Source organism: Paractinoplanes tereljensis (assembly GCF_016862435.1).
Taxonomy (GTDB): Bacteria; Actinomycetota; Actinomycetes; order Mycobacteriales; family Micromonosporaceae; genus Actinoplanes; species Actinoplanes tereljensis.
The window spans coordinates 320,955-339,389 of the sequence record NZ_BOMY01000034.1 but is presented as its reverse complement, the minus strand read 5'-3'; the positions used below and the strand labels follow the sequence as shown (position 1 = coordinate 339,389).

Sequence of the window (18,435 nt, the reverse complement as noted above, 5' to 3'; positions counted from 1 at the left end):
ATGCTGACCGCCGCCGAGTACGACGATATCAAGACCCGGCTGCTGCGGGTGGTGGCAACCGTCGCTTCGCCGCGCCAGACGCTGGCTGCGGCCATCCCCGGCCGGCTCGCCGAGCGGCTACCCGACGGCGAGCCGCGGATCCTGGTGGAGCGTGTTCTCGCCCTATGCACAGAAGACGCCTACCACGACGACCCGCCGGCCGTGGTCGTCCTGCTCGAACTGCTGCTGCCGTTGCAGGTCGCAACGACCGTCGCCCGCCTGCGCACCCCGCCACCGCCGGCGCCGGACCCGTTCGAGGCATTGATAATGATCAGCAAACTGCCGTTCCTGGATCGGCAGTCGACCCGCGCTGCGCTGCGCGACTTCCTGGAGATCCGGCCGACCCGGCCGGTCATGGTGGTGACCGGCCCGAGCGGGTTCGGTAAGACCTACACCGGCGACTTCGTGGACCACGTGCTGTCGGCCAGGCGCGGAATCCAGCATTGCCGGATTCCGCTGGAGGAGGGGCAGGGGCCGTCCACCGGCGCCGAGGAATTGGCCCGGGACCTGGTCACCATCCTCGGCGGCGATCCGGCGCAACAACCGCCGAAGACCACCAACGGCGACCGATGGGCGAAGGACCTGGCCAACTGGGTGCTGAGCGTGGCCAACAACTCCGGCTTCGACTGGTGGTTCCTGCTGGACGGATTCAACGGGCAGGAGGTGCGCCGGGAGACTCAGACCCTGATCACCAAGCTGGCGTTCCTGATGACCACCGGCGTGTCCCGGGACCGGCACCGGCTTATCCTGACCGACTTCGACCGCAGCGCTCTGACCATTCGGCCGGGCATGATCGCCGCCGAGGAGACGCGGCCGATCCCGTTCGACTCGGTGCGCGCCGCGATAGCTGTGGTCCTCGGCCACGCCGGGATCGCGCCTGACGATCAACGGGCCGTCGTCGCCGAGGCCGAGGTGCTGCAGGGGTTCGCCGACCCGGTCACCGACCTGGCCGAACTCGCCTTGCGGCTGAGTGACCTCGCTGAGGTGACCGACCATCGGACCCTGACCGGGAGCACGACGTCATGACGGACCCCCCACTGACCTCCGAGTCGCTACGCACCGCGCTGGAAGCACGGTTCGCCGCCCGCCGGACGGCCGTGCCACTGCCCCGCGGGGTCACGCCCTACCTTGACGCGGCGGCGGTGTTGCACGTGTTCGACCCGGTGCGGATCCGGCCGTACGGGGACACCTCCGAACCCTCCACCGTGCTGAACGAGTACTCGGTGCCGGCCGTGGGATGGCGGCACGCCGGCCTCCGCTGCCTGCGCACCGAGCATCGCCGGAACGCCCTGCGCCGCCTCGGCACCACCGGCCGGATGCGGGCCGCGCTCAAGGTCAACCCTGATCGGGAACGCACCGACATGCAGCTGATGTTCGAACGCTGGCTGGACGGGAAGCCGATCGTTCTGGACGACAAGACCTACGTGGAGCTGGAGAACCTGCGCCAGCTGTACGAGTGGGGGCTGGAGGGCCGGCCGGGTCTTCCGCCGCGGTCGCTGGTCGAGGCCGCCCGGCGGCGCCGGTCCGCGGTGGCTCTCTTCGAACACCTCGTCGACGATCATTTCACCGGCCGGGCCGCCGAGCGCGCGGCGATCGACCTCTTCGTGCACGCACCCGACCCGGCGACCGGGTCGATGCTGGCGATCTGGGGTCCGGGTGGCAGCGGCAAGACCGCGCTGATCGGCCGGTTCCTCATGGACCACCTCGACGCCGGCCACCTCCCGTTCGCCTACCTGCCGTTCGATTCCGAGACGCTGGACCTGGTAGAGCCGTTCACCGTGCTTGTCTCGGCAGCCGCGCAGCTGGACACACAGACGGTGGCAGGCGACGATGCGAGCCCTGAGTCGCGCGCGTTCAACGCCGAGGTTGAGCTCTACCGGGACCGCCGCGGCTCGTTGCAACGCCGGGCCAGTGAGTACAGCGAACGCGTCTCGCGCCTTTCCGACCTGTCCAAGGCCGACGAGTCCCTGTACGACGCGTTCGCCCGCCTGGTGCCCACCGGCGTTCCGTTCGTGCTGGTATTCGACACCTTCGAGGAGGTCGTCTACCGGTCCGAGGAGGACTTCCTGGGCTTCTGGGCGATGCTGGACCATCTGCACCGCCGGCTGCCCCGGCTCCGCATCCTGATCGCCGGCCGCGGACATCCCGACCTGAACCTCAGCCCGATCCCGGTCTACGAGCTGCTCCTCGGTGAACTGCCTGGGCACGAGGCGGTGACGCTGCTGCGCCGGCTCGGGGTGACCGACAACGCGGTCGCCGAACGAATCACCGGGCAGATCGGCGGCAACCCGCTGTCGCTGCGGCTGGCCGCTCGGGTGGCGGGCGAGGCCGGTCCCGGAAAGACCGGGCTGGACGGCCTGTCCACCTGGGCCATCGGCGCCGAGCTGATCCGCGGTCAGCTGTACCAGCGACTGCTCGAACACATCCACGACACGGACGTCCGCACCCTGGCCCACCCCGGCATGGTGCTGCGCCGGGTGGATGCCGCGGTGATCCGGCGCGTGCTCGCCCCGGCCTGCGAGCTCGGCCAGATCTCCCCGAACCGGGCCGCCCAGTTGCTCGACGGGCTGCGCCGGGAACAGACGCTGGTCAGCATCGAGAGCGACGGCTCGCTGCATTACCGCGAAGAGGTCCGGCGGCCGGTGCTCGACCTGCTGGTCCGGGACCAGCCCGCCCAGGTGCGGGCAATTCACACGTACGCGGTCCGGTACTACTCGACGCGGGACGAACCGGCCGATCGGGCCGAGGAGCTCTACCACCGGATGATGCTCGACGAACCGGCCGCCGCCTTGGACGGGCGCTGGACCCGGTCGGCCGAGCCGTACCTGCGCTCGGCGGTGGACGAGCTGCCGCCCGGGCAGCGCCGCTGGCTGGCCGGACACATGAGCATCCGGCTGCCGGCCGAGGTGCTGCGGATCGCCGACCTGGACGAATGGGAACGGCTCACCGCGCGCAAGACCAGCGAACACGTACGGCACGGCGGCCCCGAGTCGGTGCTGCAGTTGCTGGGCGCACGCACCGAGCGGACACCGGACAGCCCGCTGTTCACCATCGAGGCGCGGGCGTTGTTCGACCTCGGCCGGCACGTCGACGGCGCCGGCCTGCTCGACCGGGCGCTCGCCGGGTACCCGCTGGTGGGCAACCAGGGGCGACTCGCCGAGCTGCTCTGGCTGCGCGGGCAGGCCGCCGAGGAACTCGGTGACGTGGCCGGCTGCCTGGAGTTTCTCCAGCGGCTCGCGGAGGTCACCGACCGCATGCGGACCCGGTTGGCGTACGCCCAGACGTTGACCGAGATCCTGGGTGTCCGGAACCCGGAGAACGAGGACGACCCGAGCGACCCGGCGGTAGGTCCGCTGCGCGACCGGCTCGCGGGCGCCCTGGACGTGCTCCGCTTCGCAGACGTCGACCGCGAACGTTCGCTGATCCGGCTGGCGCTCTGCCGGCTCGGCCCCCATTACCCCGACCTGCTCGCCGAACTGTTCCCGGTCGTCGTGTACGACCTGGCCTTCCTGGCCTCCCGTGGAGTCATCGACCTGCGTACGGCGATCGCCGAGGTGATCGCCGAACTCCCGGAACTGGCCCTGCCCGACGGTCAGGCCGACCCGGTCACGGTGGTGGAGATCATCGTGCGGCAGCTGCGAGACCGGACCGGAGCGGACACCGGCGCGCTGGTTCAGGCGGTGCTGAGGCTGCTGCGCGCGGAGCACGCGTCGCTGTCCGGCGCGGCGCTGGCCGGAATCGACGACTACCGCGAGGCGTGGGAGCTCGAGGTAACCCGGGAGGTGTCCGGCTGATGTCCTACCTCGCACCGCCCGAGTTCGCCGACGTCCGCACAGCGATCCTGACCGTGCTCGGTTATGACCCGGCCACCCGCGCGGCGTTGCTCACCGGGCTGCCGCCGTCGCTGCGTGGCCTGCTGCCCGGCGGCACCGCGGCGCCGTTGATCGGACTCACCCTCGATCTCGACCAGCTCAACGGGATCGACCGCCTCACCGACGGCACGGTGCCGCTCAAGTTGTTCCTGACGAACGCGGTGAACCTGGCCGGCACGATGGCCGAGGCCGACGTGCTTCGGCTGGCGCTCGCGGAGGTGGAGACCAGCGCGTCCGGTGCACCACGCATTCCGGTGGCGGACCTGCCGGAGATCCAGGAAGCCATCGTGCTGCGGGACGACATGCTGCCTCGCGGGTTCTTCGACGGTGCGCTCACCGCGGCCGGCGGGGTGGCGAAGCTGCAGATCCCTCGGCACCAGGACGGGCAGCAGGTGCTGCGGTCCGGGCAGCCGGTGCGTTTCCTGGGTACAGGTTGGGTGGTCGCGCCCGACCTGCTGATGACCAACCACCATGTGATCAACGCGCGCTCCGAAGGGGAGCCAGCGGCGGGCGAGGCGGACCTGCGGTTGCAAGCCGGCGCGGCGGTGGTGCGTTTCGACTACGTCCACGAGGACGTCGAGGGGGTCACGGTACCGGTGTCCGAGCTGGTCGGCTGGGACGCGACGCTCGACTACGCCCTGTTGCGGCTCGCGCCGGGGTCCGGCCGGCCACCGCTCACTCCGGCCGCGGGTCCGCTGGCGCCGGTACGCCCGGACGACGCCACCGCGGTCAACGTCATCCAGCACCCGGACGGGCGGCCACAGCTGTTCGCCATCCGTAACAACCTGCTGATCAAGGCGGCGCCGGCCGAGTTGCAGTACCTGTCGGACACGATGGGCGGCTCGTCCGGCTCGCCGGTCCTGGACGACCGGTGGAGGGTGGTCGGGCTGCACCGCGGATCGACGTTCGCCAGCGGCATGCGTTTCCAAGGGCGCAATGTGGCGTACGTGAACGTGGGCACCCCGCTGCCGGCGATCCTGGCCGACATCCGGCAGCGGTACGCGGCGCAGGTCCCCGAACTGTCGGCCTAGAGGAGGAGTCGTGAGCGAACCGGAGCCGGCCACCGCAAAGACCGCGGCCGAGACGGAGAAGCTGCGCTGGGAGGCGCGCGGCGCCCAACTCGACGCGGAGCGCAAGGAACGTGAGAACGCCGAATGGGACAGTGAGCCGGCCCGCCGCCTCCGGGCCGCCGAGTCATTGCAGAAGCAGACAGCCACACTGGTCCCGGACCTGTCGACGCTGGACAAGGGCGAGCTGACGGTCACCGGCGTCATCCCGATCGGCGCACATCAGGCCTTGGCCCTGGCGGCATCCCAGGTGGCCACGACGGTCGGTCCGCTGCTCAGCGAGCCGGTTCTGCTCACCAGCGATCCCGACCTGGTGACCGCGTCGGCGGCCGCCGTCCAGATGGAAGCGACCTTGACCAATCTGCTCACCGCAGCCGGACGCTTGCTCCCGGCGCCGCCGGACGCCGCCGAGTCCGCTGTGGTGGCGGCGTTGGCTGCGGCCGTTCCGTCGGTACTGGGCCTGTTCACGGCCAAGCGCTCGTTGACCACCATCCCGGTTTCGGTCGACGACCTATCCGCCGTCGCGGCGATAGCCGGAGAGCTCATCGCCGCGAAGAAAACGGTCCGGCACGACGACTTCCGCATGGTGCCGCCGGACGACCCGCTCTTCACCCGGCTCGGCGTCCTGCATGACCGCCGCCGCGAGTTGGCCACGAAGCGCGCTCCGGCGGCGGATGCGCTGGTCGCCGAGATCGACCAGTTCTTCGCCTCGCTGTCCACCGTCCCGCCCGGGGCCAAGCGTTCGCTTTTGACCACCGCCCTGCTGTGGCACAACGGACCGGTCCTGCTGGTGAAGTCGCAGGGCGGCGCCAGCACCCAGCTGGTCAACGATCGCCCGTTCCTATTCCGGGACAGGGTCAGCGTCGTCACCACAGTCGCCGTGTCGTTTCTGCTGACCCGCCCGCCCGGAGACACCCTTCAGGCGGCCGGCACAGAGGTGGGAACGGCGACCCTGACCGGCACCATCGGCACGTCCCTGACCTGGAATCTCTGACCTGGTTCGAGCCGGCCGGGAGTGGATCGCTACTCGAAGCGGGACGGATCTCCGGCGCCCACCCGAAGGATCTCCGGCTCGCCTTCCGACAGGTCGATCACCGTGGTTGGCTCCACGCCGCACTCGCCGGAGTCGACCACTGCCTCTACCTGGTGGTCCAGGGTTTCCTTGATCTCCCAGCCCATCGTCATCGGCTCGTCCTGGCCAGGGAGCAACAGCGTGCTTGAGACCAGTGGCTCGCCCAGCTCGGCCAGCAGCGCCTGCACCACCGGGTGCTCCGGGATGCGTACCCCCACGGTCTTCTTCTTGGGGTGCAGCAGCCGCCGGGGGACCTCCTTCGTGGCCGGCAGGATGAAGGTGTACGGGCCCGGCGTGGACGCCTTGACCAGGCGGAAGGAGGCGTTGTTCAGCTGTACGAACTGGCCTACCTGGGCGAAATCGTGGCACATCAGGGTGAAATGGTGGCGGTCGTCCAGGTGGCGGATCTCGCGGATGCGGTCCAGGCCTTCCTTGTTGCCCATGCGGCAACCCAGCGCGAAGCATGAGTCCGTGGGGTAGGCGATCAGGCCATCTGCCCGGACTATGTCCACTATCTGCCGGATGGAACGCGGCTGCGGATTGTCCGGGTGCACGTCGAAATACTTCGCCACTCCCGCCAGCCTAGGCCAAGCCACCGTCTTCCAACTGGCCATCCCCCGGGCGGGTCGCCGCTGGCAGGCTTTCCGAGTGTGCGGAACGTAGCTGTTCTTATGTCGGACACCGTCCGGCCGTTCGAGTTGGCCGTCTACTGCGAGGTCTTCGGCACTGACCGGACGGCTGCGGGGGCGCCCGTCTTCGATTTTGCCATCGCGTCGGCGGCGCCGGGCGTGCCGGTGCCGGTCTTCGGTGGGCTTACCGTCACGCCTGCCGCCGGGCTGGACCGGCTTTCCGAGGCCGACCTGGTCGCGGTGGCGCCGCCGGTCGCGCCGGTCCGGGCGGTGGATCCGGCCGTTGCCACGGCGTTGCACGCCGCGATCGCGCGAGGTGCGCGGGTGGTTGCGCTCGGGTCCGCGACCTTCACCTTGGCGGCGGCCGGGCTGCTTGATGGCCGTACGGTGGCCGCGCCCTGGATCTACGCACCTCAACTGGCCGACTGGTTTCCCCGGGTGCGCGTCGACCCGTCCGTGGGGTACGTCGATGACGACCCTGTTCTCACCGCGGCGGCCGGGATCGACCTGTGCCTGCACCTGGTCCGCAAGGATCACGGAGCCGTCGCGGCCGGCGCGGTCGCCCAGGGCCTGCGGTTCATGACGCCCGTCCGCCGCGCCGACGACGACATCGCAGCGCTGCTCGACTGGGCCGCCGACAACCTGCACGAAGACCTGTCCATCGAGGTGCTGGCCCGGCGGGCGCTACTGTCGACGCGCTCCCTCGCGCGGCGGTTCCGGGCGGCTACCGGCGTCACGCCGTACGCCTGGATTCTGGAACAGCGGGTGAGTCTCGCCCAGCGGTTGTTGGAAACCCAGCCCTCGCTGGGGGTTGAGGAGGCCGCCGGCCGCGCCGGTTTCAGCTCCGCGGCTCTGCTGCGGCAGCATTTCCAGCGGCGTTTCGGCTGCTCGCCGTCGCAGTACCGGTCGCGCTTCGCGCCGTCACCGCGTGGATGACGCCGGCCATGTCCTGGCCGCCGTGGCCCAGCTCCTCGGTCTCGGCGTATAGCTGGGCGCAGACCTCCAGCAGCGGCGCCGCCAGCCCGTGCGCCCGCGCGGCCTCGACGATGAGCCGGTTGTTGTAGTGCACGTCCCGGATCGAGGCCTGCACCGCGAAGTCCCGGTCGACCAGCTTGCCGGCCTTGCCCCGGGAAACGAAGGACGCCATCGGCCCGGCATCGAGCACGTCCCGCAGCAGCGCCGGGTCGAGCCCCACCCCCTGCGCGAAGTGGAACGCCTCGGCCAGCCCGGTGACCATGCTGATCAGGAAGGTGTTGACGGCCAGCTTCAGGAGCAGCCCCTGCGGCACCGGCCCGCACTCGAAGACCTCCCGGCACATGGGCGCGAGCAGCGGTTTCACGGTCGCCCGGTCGTCGTCCGAGCCGGCCAGCATCGCCACCAGTTGCCCGGCCTCGGCCGGCCCACGCGACCCGGAGACCGGAGCCTCGACGTAGCGCCCGCCCAGCGCCCGGATCCGCTCGCCGAGCCCGGCGGAGTACTCGGGCGCGGTCGTGCCCATGTGCACCACGATGCGGCCGCTGACCTCGGGGCCGATCACCGTGTCGATGGCCTCGGCGTTGGCCAGCATCAGAAACACGACCTCGGCCTGCTCGAACACCTCGCCGGCCCGGCCCGCGTTGCGCGCTCCCGCCAACTCGGCACCCGACCGGGTCCACACGACCAGATCGTGACCGGCCTTGACCAGGTTGGTGGCCATCGGCCGCCCCATCACCCCGAGCCCGACAAACCCCAGCACCATTGCCTAACGGTAGGACCTGGCGGCGGCCCAGCCGTCGCAATCGTGCGTCGTGATCCCGCCACATGCCATGATCTTGGGCGTTCTCAGCTACCCCGATGGAGGAACAGCCCGCGTATGCCCACGGTTACCCTGCGCCGGGCGGTGAGCCTCCTCGGGGCGGCGCTGGTCTTCGGTGCGCTGGCCGCGCTGATCAAGGGCCACCACTACGGCCTGCGTGACACCATCGGCAACCTCAGCACACCCTGGCTGCTCGTCGCGTTCGCGGCGGGGCTGCACACCCGGTCGCTGCCGCGCGGCGCGGTCGCCGGGCTGGCGGCCACGGGGGCGGCGCTGCTCGGCTTCTACCTGGTCGTGGCGGTCATCACCGACGACCAGCTGCCCCTGGGCGAACACCTGGTGCACGTGCTGCGAGTGAACCTCCGCTGGCTGCTCTCGGGGCTGGTGAGCGGGCCGGTGCTCGGCGCGTTCGGGGCCTGGGTGCGGCGCCGGGCGTCGAACGTCCCGGTGGCCGCCACCCTGGTCACCGGGGCGCTGCTGTTCCTCGAACCGGTCGTTATCGTCGCGGCCCGGGTCGTGCCGGGCTGGCGGCACGTCATCCACTGGACCCTGTCGCCCGGCCCCTACCTGGTCGAAGCCGTGGTCGGCGCCATGCTCCTGGCCCTTGCGGTCATCGTGCCGACGGTCAGCGGCGACCGCGCGCCCCCGCGATCGCGCTGACACCCACGGCGGCCAGCACGACCTGGATGGTCAACTCGATCCAGTCGATGCCGGGGGTGTCGGCGACCCCGATCAGGGCGGCGATGAACGTGCCGACGATGGCGGCGCCGATGCCGATCAGGATGGTCAGCCAGATCGGGATGTCCTGCTTACCGGGGGCGAAAAGGCGCCCCAGGGCGCCGATGATCAGGCCAATGATGATCGCGGTGATGATCCCGGTGATGTGCACGGCAGCTCCTTGAAAGTCCCTTCGTCAAATCTGCCTCGGGCGGCTGTGCGTCACATCGGGGGAACCCCGGATTTCGCTGCGGGACCGGTGATTAGGGTCTGAAGACATGGCGGAGAGTTATTTCGAGCGGGTCGGTGAGTCGAGCTTCAAGCCGACGGCACACGTCGGCGGGGCGTGGCGGACCGACGAGCAGCACTTCAGTCCGCTCGGCGGGCTGATCGTGCACGTGCTCGACCGGCATGTCCCGGACGGCCTGGTGGTGGCCCGGATCAGCTACGACATCCTCGGGAAGATCGACCTCGACGAGTGCGAGATCACCGTGGAGCGGGTCCGGCCGGGGCGGACCATCGAGCTGCTCGAAGCGGTGGTGACCATCGGCGGGCGGGCCGTGGTGCGGGCCCGCGCCTGGCTGCTCGGCGCGCAGGACACCGGCGCGGTGGCGGGCACGTCGATCGGGCGGCTGACGCCGCCGGAAAAGGCCGAGGCCTGGCCGATCGCTGAGCTTTGGACCGGCGGTTACATCGCGTCGATAGAGGTCAGGCGTACGCCGGGAGCAGAGCCCGGACGCAGCACCGCCTGGCTGACCACCGGGGTGGAGCTGGTCGCGGGGGAGCCGAGCAGCCCACTCGCGTCGTTCGTGGCACTTGTCGACACGGCGAACGGCATCGCGGTCCGCCAGGACCCCACCGAGTGGATGTTCCCCAACGTCGACCTGACCATCCACGTGCACCGCCAGCCCGAGGGCCACTGGACCGGCCTGGACACCACGGTGACCTTCGGCCCGACGGGTCAGGGCCTGACCAGCACCGTCCTGCACGACGTCAACGGCCCAGTGGGAACGGCCCAGCAGATCCTCACGATTCGTCCCCTGACCTGAACAGCGGTCGGCCGGTGCGGAGTTCGGTCACCGCGCCGACTTCGTGCCGGAGATCGTCGTCGATGGCGATGTCCAGGATTATCTGCACGTCTCCCCGGGCCAACAGGTCCTCGAGCGTCCTGGCCGGCATGGTGCGGCACTCCTGGATGAACCGGTCCGCGGCCGCTCGTTGCAGAAAGGGCGGCCGCTGGCTCAGGGCCTCCACGTAGGTGCCGGTCCGATAGTCGGTGGGCGTGCTCCCGTAGGCCCCGACGGCAAGTTCGAACATCAGCGCGGCGTCCGATTCCAGCGGTCCGTCGAGGTCCCCGAACTCGCGCCAGAACGGGATCAAGACATACACGAACTCGCGGTTGTCGATGCCGGTCTGAACGAAAGCCGCCTTGCGCATCTGACGGCCGCGGTCCGATTCGGGCGGTAGGGCCAGATCCGCCGGTACCTGTCGGTCACCCACCGTGCGTGGCCGGTCGTCCGGGGGCCAGGGCAATGACCGGCGGACAGAGATATCGGTGCGGTCCTCGATGCGGATCCACAAGCGGGTCGGGTCGGCGGCGAGATCCCACTCCACCCGGAACGCCTGCCAGAGCCGCCGGGCGTCCTCCGGTTCGAGCTGACTCATCCAGAGCAGCGCGGACTGCCGCCAGTTGATCACCATCGGCTCGCCGGCCAGTTCCGCCACGTCCACCGGCCCCTCGCTGAGCAGCACGGCGAAGCTGGTCAGGTTGGCAGAGAAGGCCGCTTGTCGCTGGGCCACCGTACGCCGTTCCGGCTCGTATTCGGCGAGGGTCCAGCGTGGGTGCGGATAGCCGGCCTCCGGCAGCAGTTCCAGGACCAGGTCGCGGCATCGCTGCCGCGTCGGGGCGTCGAGGGCGGCGAGCATGCCCTGGCAGAACTCCCACAGCGGGGCTCGGCGGGTCAGGGTGGTGAAGGACGTCAGGGCGTAGAAGAAACCCGCGTCCAGGGTGGCGCCCGGGCGGCGGCGCAGCTGGGCTCGGTCCTCGGCCAGGTCCAGCAGGGCCGCGACGATCATCCGCGCGGAGAGGAACTCGCCGAAGGTGGCGTGCAGGAACTCGAAGCTGCGCCGGGCGCTTCCGGTGTCCTGGCTGGCCTTGGACTCGTGCACGAAGAAGAAGCGGCCTACCAGTAGCTGGGCGACCGTCAGCGGGCGGGACGAGTCCCGGCGGGGAGTGCGGTCCTCGGCGCTGAGCAGGTGCCGCATGTCGGCTTCGAGTTCCTCGTCGAGCAGGACGTCGCGGCCTCGGTTGTGCATGGCCACCGCCACCGCGGACAGGCGCCGCCACTCGGCCGCCACCTCGGCGTCCCACTGGTCGGGGCTGAGGCTGCTCTCGCGCTTGTCGACCTCGCGTTCGAAGAAGTCGCCGAACAACCGCTCGTAGAGCTCGACCCGATCCAACCGGCCGCTCTGCCGCTGCAGCTGGTTCTCGCGGCCGTCGTACAGGGCCAGCATGAGCAGCAGCAACGGCTGGCTGGCCAGTTCGCGGTGGGTGAGCGCCACCTCGGGCGGCAAGGGCTCGAGGCCGCGGGCCGCCAGCCCGGGGGCGTTGGCCGCGTTCCAAACGTCGAGCCAGGCTCGGACGTGATCGTCGCTGAACGGCGACAACCGCACCACCGGCGTGTCCTCGGGGAAGCGGGCCCGGTCGGCCACCACGGTCCGGCTGGTCACCACCACGGTGAGCGGGCGGCCCAGCTCGGCCTCGCGCTCCTGGAACTCCTGCAGCTGTTCCAGGTAGTCGGCCCAGTTCTGGCCGGTGGCCTGCAACAGCTCGTCGAAGCCGTCCATGATGACCGCCGGCAGCGCGCCCTCGGCCCGGCGCACCAGATCGGGCCAGCGGACACTCTCACCAAGTAATAGGTAGAGACCTTCTTCTATCTGGCGCTGCACGGGGGAGTCGGCTCGCACGTTGCGCAGTTCCACCCGTACCGGAAGAAAGCCGGCGCCGGACAACCGGGCCGCGAGCACCCGGGTCAGGACCGACTTGCCGGAACCGGGGTGGCCCAGCACGACGATCGGCTGGCCGGTGGCGCCGGGGGCGGTCAGCGCGGCGAACAGGAAGTCCTGCACGTCGGCGACCGGCCGGCCGCGCGTGGTCCACCACGACTCGGTGGCCGGCAGCGCCGACGGGCCGGCCCGGGCGATCAGCCCGGCCGGTTCCCGGTAGGCCTCGCGCAGCGTCGGCAGGACCAGGTCGCCGGGCGCGTCGGCGCTGCTCAGGATCGGTTTCTCCAGCCACGCCGCGTATCGGCGGACCAGGCCGGCCGGCACCTCGTCGGCCGGCGTGCGGGCGGTGGTGCGGATGAGCTCCCGGATGGCCTGCGCGTCGGTCATCGCGGTCCAGAGCCGGAACTCCGGAATCTCGGCGGCCAACCGGCGGAAGGACGCCCGGTACCGGTCGATCGCGGCCTGGCCGAGCGCACCGGTGTCGTGGTTGTCCAGGCGGGAGCCGAAGGCGGCCAGACCGCTGAGGAACGTGATGACCCGGCCGGCGACCTGCCAGTAGTAGTCGTGCAGTTCCCGCTCGACCGCCTCGACCGGGACGGCCGGTTCCGGGAACGGCGGCCGTCCGTCCAGCACCCCGCTGACCAGGGCCGCATGCGAGCCGGTGGCCAGCGACGTCATCTCGTCCCGGGTCAGCTCGGCCCGGTCCAGGTCGAGCCCGCGCGCGGTCAGCCACTCGTCGAGCGCCTCGTAGAACGCGACCAGCACGAGCACGCTGTGCGCGGCGATCAGTCGATCCGTACGGTCGAAGCGGTTGAGGTTTTCGGTCCTGCCTCGCCAGGCGCGCACCGCCTGATGGCCCCAGCGCACCGCCTGGTCGCGCAGGGCGAAGAAATCCACCGTGCCGACGCTGGCCACCGTGACCGCGCCGGCCGCCAGGCCGGCCAGCGAACCCAGCCGGTCCACCAGGTCGGAGTCGCCGTCGAGCAGCCGGACCGCATCGGCGAAGGACAGCCCCCGGGACCTCATGCGGCGGACGGTAACGCACTCCGCCAAGAAGCGTGGCGGGCGGGCCGGACCAGGACCATGCTGGGGTTGTGGAAACTGAACTCTTCATCGGTGGCAAGTGGGTCCCCGCGTCCTCGGGGAATCGTTTCGATGTGCTCGACCCGGCGACCGGCGATGTGATCGCCTCGGTCGCCGACGGCGGAGAGGCGGACGCGGCCGCCGCGGTGGATGCGGCGGCCGAGGCGGCCAAGGCTTGGGCGGCGACACCCCCGCGAGTACGCGGTGAACACCTGCGCCGGGCATTCGAGTTGATGTCGGCCCGCGCCGACGAAATCGCCAAGCTGATCTCGCTGGAGAACGGCAAGGCCCTGGTCGACGCGAAGGGCGAGGTGACGTACGCGGCCGAGTTCTTCCGCTGGTTCGCCGAGGAAGCCGTGCGGGGCGAGGGCATCGTCAGCACCGCGCCGAGCGGCGCCAACCGGATCCTGGTGGTGCGGCAGCCGGTGGGCGTGTGCGTACTCGTCACGCCCTGGAACTTTCCGGCCGCGATGGCCACCCGGAAGATCGGGCCGGCGCTCGCCGCCGGTTGCACCGTGATTCTGAAGCCGGCCAGCGACACCCCGCTGACCGCCCTGGCCATGGCCGGCATCCTGGCCGAGGCCGGGGTGCCGGCCGGCGTGGTCAACGTGCTGCCCTCGCGCAGCTCCGGCAAGGTCGTGTCGAAGATGCTGGCCGACCCGCGGGTGCGCAAGGTGTCGTTCACCGGGTCGACCGAGGTGGGGCGCATCCTGCTGGCCCAGGCCGCGGAAAACGTGATCAACACGTCGATGGAGCTGGGTGGCAACGCGCCGTTCCTGGTGTTCGCGGACGCCGACCTGGACGCCGCGCTGGACGGCGCGATGATCGCCAAGATGCGTAACGGCGGCGAGGCGTGCACGGCGGCCAACCGGTTCTACGTCGAGGCGTCGGTCGCCGACGAGTTCTCCCGGCGGCTGGCCGAGCGGATGGCCGGCCTGGTGGTGGGGCCGGGTACCGACGAGAAGACGCAGGTCGGGCCGCTGGTCAACGAGGACACCGTGGCCAAGGTGGACGAGCTCGTCCGCGGGGCCCTGGAAGCGGGGGCGACCGCGGTGACCGGCGGCGAGCGGCCGGGCGGGCCGGGCTTCTACTACCCGCCGACCGTGCTGACCGGCGTCGCGGGGAACGCGCCGATCCTGAAGGAGGAGATCTTCGGGCCGGTCGCCCCGATCGTCACCTTCACCAGCGAGGACGAGGCGGTCCGCTATGCCAACGACACCGAGTTCGGGCTCGTCGCGTACGTCTTCACCCAGGACCTCGCCCGCGGTCTGCGGGTGAGCGAGGCGATCGAGGCCGGCATGGTCGGCCTCAACCGTGGCCTGGTCAGCGACCCCGCCGCGCCGTTCGGCGGGGTCAAGCAGTCGGGCATCGGGCGCGAGGGCGGGCACGAGGGCCTGCTCGAATACCTGGAGTCGAAGTACATCGCGGTCAACTGGTAACTCGCTGAAAGTCGGGCCGAGGGCATTGCCCTCGGCCTATTTCATACTGCTATTGTGCTAGGAACCTAGTGGAATGGTGGTTACGGATGATCGAGTTCCATCTGGACTCCCGGTCGGGCGTCTCGCCCTACATGCAGCTCATCCAGCAGGTCCGGCACGCGCTGCGGCTCGGACTGCTCAAGGAAGGCGACAAGCTGCCCACCGTCAAGGACGTGGTGGCCCGGGTCGCGATCAACCCGAACACGGTGCTGAAGGCCTACCGCGAACTGGAATACGAGGGGCTCGTCCAGCCCCGGCCCGGCCTCGGCACCTTCGTCACCCGCACGCTCGGCAGCGACGAGGACCTCGCCGCCCACGAGCCGCTGCGCCGCGACCTGGAGGGCTGGCTGGCCAAGGCCCGCGACGCCGGTCTCGATGACGAAAGCATCGAGGCCCTGTTCATCAGCACATTTCGCCGCTTTTCGGCGGAGCGAGCGGGACGGAGGGGATGACGATGACCAGCGCGGTAATAACTGAGCACCTGACCAAGAAGTACGGGCGGAAGACCGCCCTGTCCGACTGCTCGCTGGACATCCCGGCCGGCCACGTGGTCGGACTCGTCGGCCCCAACGGCGCCGGCAAGTCCACCCTGCTCCAGCTCGTCTGTGGCCAGCTCAACCCGACCGCGGGCGGCCTCACCGTGCTGGGCGGGCCGCCGGTCACCGGCTCGCCGCGGATCGGGTTCGTCGCCCAGGACACTCCGGTCTACGGCAGCCTGTCCATCGACGACCATCTGCGTTTCGGCAAGCACCTCAACCCGTCCTGGGACGACGATCTGGCGCGGGAGCGGATCGAGCGGCTCGACCTGGACCCGAAGCAGAAAGCCGGCAAGCTGTCCGGCGGCCAGCGCGCCCAGGTCGCGCTGACCCTGGCCATCGCCAAGCGGCCCGAGCTGCTGCTGCTCGACGAGCCGGTGGCCGCCCTCGACCCGCTCGCCCGCCGCGAGTTCCTGCAGGGCCTCATGGAGTACGTGGCGGAGTCCGGCACCAGCGTGGTGATGTCCTCGCACCTGGTGGCCGACCTGGAACGCGTCTGCGACTACCTGATCGTGCTGGTCAAGTCCAAGGTCCGAGTCACCGGGGAGGTCGAGGAACTCCTCGCCACTCACCACCACGTCACGGGGGCGCGCGTGGACCCGGAGAAGCTCGGTCCCGGTCGCACCGTGATCCAGGCCCGGCACACCGATGTGCAGTCCAGCCTGGTCGTGCGCAGCACCGCGCCGATCGACGATCCGGCGTTCAGCGTGGCCGGGATCGACCTGGAGGACCTCGTCCTGGCGTACATGTCCGAGGCCGCGAACGGCCGTGATCGCGTACTGGAGAAGCAGCGATGATCTGGCTCACCTGGCGTCAGTTCCGCACCCAGGCCGTGTTCGGCCTGGCCCTGGTGGTCGCGGTGGCCGCGGTCTACCTGGCGACCCGATCGACCCTGCTCGACATCGCCCGGGACACCGGCTACACCGCCTGCACCGCCGACTGCGAGCAGCTCGCGAGCCAGTTCGTCAAGACCGCCCGCAGCGGCTACCTCGGCAAGCTCTATCAGATCGCGGCCCTGGTCCTGTTGCTGTTCCCGGCCGTGGTCGGGCTGTTCTGGGGCGCGCCGCTGGTGGCCCGCGAGCTCGAGGCCGGCACCCATCGCCTGGTCTGGAACCAGTCGATCAGCCGCAACCGCTGGCTGGGCGTGAAGCTGGGCGGCATCGGCCTGGCCACCGCCGCGGTGGCCGGCCTGGCCAGCTGGGCGATCACCGCCTGGGCCAGCCCGCTCGACAAGGTCGACGGCTGGGTGACCCCGCTGACCTACGCGGCCCGGGGCATCGTGCCGATCGGCTACGCGGTCCTCGCCTTCGTCGCCGGCGTGACCCTCGGCATGCTGCTGCGCCGGACGGTGATGGCGATGGCGCTGACCCTCCTGGTCATCGTCGGCGCCATGGTCGGCGGCCTCTTCCTCCGTGAGCAACTCGTCGCGCACAGCACCTATCAGGCGCCGCTGGCCGGCGACTGGGACGGCGGCATCAGTCTCAGCCCGGACGACCCGAACCACGAGATCCGGCTCGAGGTGGAACCGCCGGCCATCGCCACCTGGGTCCTCGACAACAAAGTCATCACCTCGACCGGCGCTGTTTATCGCGGTCCGTACGACCCTGACTACTGCGGACCGAAGGCCACCAAGGGCGGCGACGGTCCCCGCGGCTGCCGGGACTGGCTGACCGCCCAGAATCTGCACCAAAAGGTCACATACATCGGGAACGACAAGTTCTGGGCCTTGCAGTGGCGAGAAACCGGCGTACTGCTGGTAGCTTCGTCGCTCCTGGCGATCTTCTGCTTCTGGTGGATCCGGCGCCGGGTGGCGTAGCCTCCGATGGCACCGTGGGTAACCGGCTGATGTTGACGCTCGGGAGATGAACTATTTTTCTCCCGGGCGCCGTACCCCTAGTCGAGCGTCGTGCGGACTACTCGATACTGGGGCGACGTTCGGCCGGACCACCCAGGTCGGGATCCACCTGAGAGGAATTCTCGGAAATGCGCAAGAAGCTGCTGGCGCTCGCGGCGGTTGGGCTGCTGGCGACGGCCACCATGACAGCGTGTGACGACTCGGATAGCTCGAGTGATGCCAGTAGCGACAGCGGTGGCAGCGGCTCGGGCAAGGCGCGGGTCGGCGTGATCATGCCGGACACCAAGAGCTCGCAGCGGTGGAAGACCGACGACCCGAAGTTCCTCAAGGCCGCGTTCGACGCCGCCGGGGTGCCGGTCGAGATCCAGAACGCCGAGGGCGACCGCGCGAACTTCCAGAAAATCGGCGACGACATGATCAACAGCGGTGTCAAGGTGCTGATCATCGCGAACCTCGACTCCGATTCCGGCAAAGCGGTCATCGACAAGGCCAAAGAGAAGAAGATCCCGGTCATCGACTACGACCGGCTGACCCTCAACGGCGGCGCCGACTACTACGTCAGCTTCGACAACGAGAAGGTCGGCAAGTACCAGGCGTACGGCCTGATCAACTGCCTCGAGGCCAAGGGCGTGAAGAACCCGGTCGTCGCCGAGCTCAACGGCTCGCCGACCGACAACAACGCGACCCTGTTCAAGGCCGGCTACGACGGTCAGCTGCAGCCCAAGTACGACACCGCCGAGTACACCAAGGGCCCCGACCAGTTCGTCCCCGACTGGGACAACGAGGAGGGCGGCAAGATCTTCACCCAGATGATCCAGCAGCAGCCGAAGATCGACGGCGTGCTCGCCGCCAACGACGGTCTCGGCAACGCGGTCATCGAGGTGCTGCGCAAGAAGGGCCTGGCCGGCAAGGTCCCGGTCACCGGCCAGGACGCCACCCTGCAGGGCCTGCAGAACCTGCTGACCGGCGAGCAGTGCGTGACCATCTACAAGCGCATCAAGCCGGAGGCAGACGCCGCGGCCGGCCTCGCCATCAAGCTGTTCAAGGGCGAGAAGCCGTCGGTGACCGGCCAGATCAAGGACCCGGAGTCGGGCGCGTACGTGCCGTTCGTGAGCCTGGAGCCGCTGCAGATCGACGTGACCAAGGTCAAGGACGTGGTGACCGACGGCTTCGTCACCAAGAAGGACCTCTGCGCCGGCAAGTACGCCGCGCTCTGCACTGAGTACGGCGTGGGCGTGACGGCCAAGCCGAGCTCCGACGCGGACGCCGACAAGTAGAACTCTTCC

16 protein-coding genes are annotated in these 18,435 nt (G+C 70.0%); 12 read left to right on the top strand and 4 right to left on the bottom strand.

The annotated features are described in order from the left end of the window. The 4 genes from Ate02nite_RS26680 to Ate02nite_RS26665 are packed head-to-tail and all read left to right on the top strand — an operon-like array spanning window position 1 to window position 5,972. On the top strand, window positions 1–1,065 hold the full coding sequence (locus Ate02nite_RS26680) for a hypothetical protein (protein ID WP_203810230.1): 1,065 nt from the start codon (window positions 1–3) through the stop codon (window positions 1,063–1,065). Continuing rightward, the gene (locus tag Ate02nite_RS26675) at window positions 1,062–3,833 is read left to right on the top strand and encodes an ATP-binding protein (RefSeq protein WP_203810228.1); all 2,772 of its coding nucleotides are present in this window, start codon (window positions 1,062–1,064) and stop codon (window positions 3,831–3,833) included. The genes Ate02nite_RS26680 and Ate02nite_RS26675 overlap by 4 nt, the downstream gene beginning before the upstream one ends. Further along, window positions 3,833–4,942: a trypsin-like peptidase domain-containing protein gene (locus Ate02nite_RS26670; RefSeq protein ID WP_203810226.1), complete on the top strand. Its 1,110-nt coding sequence runs from the start codon at window positions 3,833–3,835 to the stop codon at window positions 4,940–4,942. The genes Ate02nite_RS26675 and Ate02nite_RS26670 overlap by 1 nt, the downstream gene beginning before the upstream one ends. Window positions 4,943–4,952: 10 nt before the next feature. Next, window positions 4,953–5,972: a hypothetical protein gene (locus tag Ate02nite_RS26665; protein ID WP_203810224.1), complete on the top strand. Its 1,020-nt coding sequence runs from the start codon at window positions 4,953–4,955 to the stop codon at window positions 5,970–5,972. Window positions 5,973–6,001: 29 nt separating this feature from the next. Here Ate02nite_RS26665 and Ate02nite_RS26660 read toward each other — a convergent pair whose 3' ends face one another. Beyond that, entirely contained in the window at window positions 6,002–6,622 is a 621-nt protein-coding gene (locus tag Ate02nite_RS26660; RefSeq protein ID WP_203810222.1) for an L-threonylcarbamoyladenylate synthase, read from the bottom strand. A 99-nt stretch (window positions 6,623–6,721) separates the two neighbouring features. On the opposite strand from Ate02nite_RS26660, the gene Ate02nite_RS26655 reads away from it, so the two are divergent. Continuing rightward, window positions 6,722–7,615: a GlxA family transcriptional regulator gene (locus Ate02nite_RS26655; RefSeq protein ID WP_203810220.1), complete on the top strand. Its 894-nt coding sequence runs from the start codon at window positions 6,722–6,724 to the stop codon at window positions 7,613–7,615. On the opposite strand, the gene Ate02nite_RS26650 is transcribed toward Ate02nite_RS26655, so the two are convergent. Further along, a complete protein-coding gene (locus tag Ate02nite_RS26650; protein WP_203810218.1) occupies window positions 7,518–8,417 on the bottom strand; it encodes an NAD(P)-dependent oxidoreductase in 900 nt (299 codons plus the stop codon). The two genes, Ate02nite_RS26655 and Ate02nite_RS26650, sit on opposite strands and share 98 nt — an antisense overlap. Before the next feature lie 114 nt (window positions 8,418–8,531). On the opposite strand from Ate02nite_RS26650, the gene Ate02nite_RS26645 reads away from it, so the two are divergent. Continuing rightward, window positions 8,532–9,134 (top strand): DUF6518 family protein, encoded by a 603-nt coding sequence (locus Ate02nite_RS26645; protein ID WP_203810216.1) that lies wholly within the window; start codon window positions 8,532–8,534, stop codon window positions 9,132–9,134. On the opposite strand, the gene Ate02nite_RS26640 is transcribed toward Ate02nite_RS26645, so the two are convergent. Next, a complete protein-coding gene (locus Ate02nite_RS26640; RefSeq protein ID WP_203810214.1) occupies window positions 9,100–9,363 on the bottom strand; it encodes a GlsB/YeaQ/YmgE family stress response membrane protein in 264 nt (87 codons plus the stop codon). The two genes, Ate02nite_RS26645 and Ate02nite_RS26640, sit on opposite strands and share 35 nt — an antisense overlap. A gap of 106 nt (window positions 9,364–9,469) precedes the next feature. On the opposite strand from Ate02nite_RS26640, the gene Ate02nite_RS26635 reads away from it, so the two are divergent. Continuing rightward, the gene (locus Ate02nite_RS26635; protein ID WP_203810212.1) at window positions 9,470–10,240 is read left to right on the top strand and encodes a thioesterase family protein; all 771 of its coding nucleotides are present in this window, start codon (window positions 9,470–9,472) and stop codon (window positions 10,238–10,240) included. Here the strand turns inward: Ate02nite_RS26635 and Ate02nite_RS26630 are convergent. Beyond that, window positions 10,218–13,223 (bottom strand): NACHT domain-containing protein, encoded by a 3,006-nt coding sequence (locus tag Ate02nite_RS26630; protein ID WP_203810210.1) that lies wholly within the window; start codon window positions 13,221–13,223, stop codon window positions 10,218–10,220. The genes Ate02nite_RS26635 and Ate02nite_RS26630 overlap by 23 nt on opposite strands. A 68-nt stretch (window positions 13,224–13,291) precedes the next feature. Between Ate02nite_RS26630 and Ate02nite_RS26625 the strand changes: the two genes are divergently transcribed. From Ate02nite_RS26625 to Ate02nite_RS26605, 5 genes are all read left to right on the top strand, one after another. After that, a complete protein-coding gene (locus Ate02nite_RS26625; protein ID WP_203810208.1) occupies window positions 13,292–14,719 on the top strand; it encodes an NAD-dependent succinate-semialdehyde dehydrogenase in 1,428 nt (475 codons plus the stop codon). 86 nt (window positions 14,720–14,805) lie between these two features. Then, window positions 14,806–15,210 carry a GntR family transcriptional regulator gene (locus Ate02nite_RS26620; protein WP_203810206.1) on the top strand — a complete coding sequence of 135 codons (405 nt, stop codon included), beginning with the start codon at window positions 14,806–14,808 and terminating at the stop codon, window positions 15,208–15,210. Window positions 15,211–15,212: 2 nt separating this feature from the next. Beyond that, window positions 15,213–16,091, top strand: a complete 879-nt coding sequence (locus tag Ate02nite_RS26615; protein ID WP_203810446.1) for an ABC transporter ATP-binding protein — start codon at window positions 15,213–15,215, stop codon at window positions 16,089–16,091. Continuing rightward, on the top strand, window positions 16,088–17,110 hold the full coding sequence (locus Ate02nite_RS26610) for an ABC-2 membrane transporter-related protein (protein WP_203810204.1): 1,023 nt from the start codon (window positions 16,088–16,090) through the stop codon (window positions 17,108–17,110). Before Ate02nite_RS26615 ends, Ate02nite_RS26610 begins: the two co-directional genes overlap by 4 nt. 167 nt (window positions 17,111–17,277) lie before the next feature. Continuing rightward, a complete protein-coding gene (locus Ate02nite_RS26605) occupies window positions 17,278–18,426 on the top strand; it encodes a sugar ABC transporter substrate-binding protein (RefSeq protein WP_203810202.1) in 1,149 nt (382 codons plus the stop codon). The last annotated feature ends 9 nt before the right edge of the window (window positions 18,427–18,435 follow it).

Excerpts from the sequence above, each read along its gene's own strand:
- Ate02nite_RS26680 (WP_203810230.1), top strand. The coding sequence starts at position 1 with ATGCTGACCGCCGCCGAGTACGACGATATCAAGACCCGGCTGCTGCGG.
- Ate02nite_RS26675 (WP_203810228.1), top strand. The coding sequence starts at position 1,062 with ATGACGGACCCCCCACTGACCTCCGAGTCGCTACGCACCGCGCTGGAA.
- Ate02nite_RS26670 (WP_203810226.1), top strand. The coding sequence starts at position 3,833 with ATGTCCTACCTCGCACCGCCCGAGTTCGCCGACGTCCGCACAGCGATC.
- Ate02nite_RS26655 (WP_203810220.1), top strand. The coding sequence starts at position 6,722 with ATGTCGGACACCGTCCGGCCGTTCGAGTTGGCCGTCTACTGCGAGGTC.
- Ate02nite_RS26650 (WP_203810218.1), bottom strand. The coding sequence starts at position 8,417 with ATGGTGCTGGGGTTTGTCGGGCTCGGGGTGATGGGGCGGCCGATGGCC.
- Ate02nite_RS26645 (WP_203810216.1), top strand. The coding sequence starts at position 8,532 with ATGCCCACGGTTACCCTGCGCCGGGCGGTGAGCCTCCTCGGGGCGGCG.
- Ate02nite_RS26635 (WP_203810212.1), top strand. The coding sequence starts at position 9,470 with ATGGCGGAGAGTTATTTCGAGCGGGTCGGTGAGTCGAGCTTCAAGCCG.
- Ate02nite_RS26630 (WP_203810210.1), bottom strand. The coding sequence starts at position 13,223 with ATGAGGTCCCGGGGGCTGTCCTTCGCCGATGCGGTCCGGCTGCTCGAC.
- Ate02nite_RS26620 (WP_203810206.1), top strand. The coding sequence starts at position 14,806 with ATGATCGAGTTCCATCTGGACTCCCGGTCGGGCGTCTCGCCCTACATG.
- Ate02nite_RS26615 (WP_203810446.1), top strand. The coding sequence starts at position 15,213 with ATGACCAGCGCGGTAATAACTGAGCACCTGACCAAGAAGTACGGGCGG.
- Ate02nite_RS26610 (WP_203810204.1), top strand. The coding sequence starts at position 16,088 with ATGATCTGGCTCACCTGGCGTCAGTTCCGCACCCAGGCCGTGTTCGGC.
- Ate02nite_RS26605 (WP_203810202.1), top strand. The coding sequence starts at position 17,278 with ATGCGCAAGAAGCTGCTGGCGCTCGCGGCGGTTGGGCTGCTGGCGACG.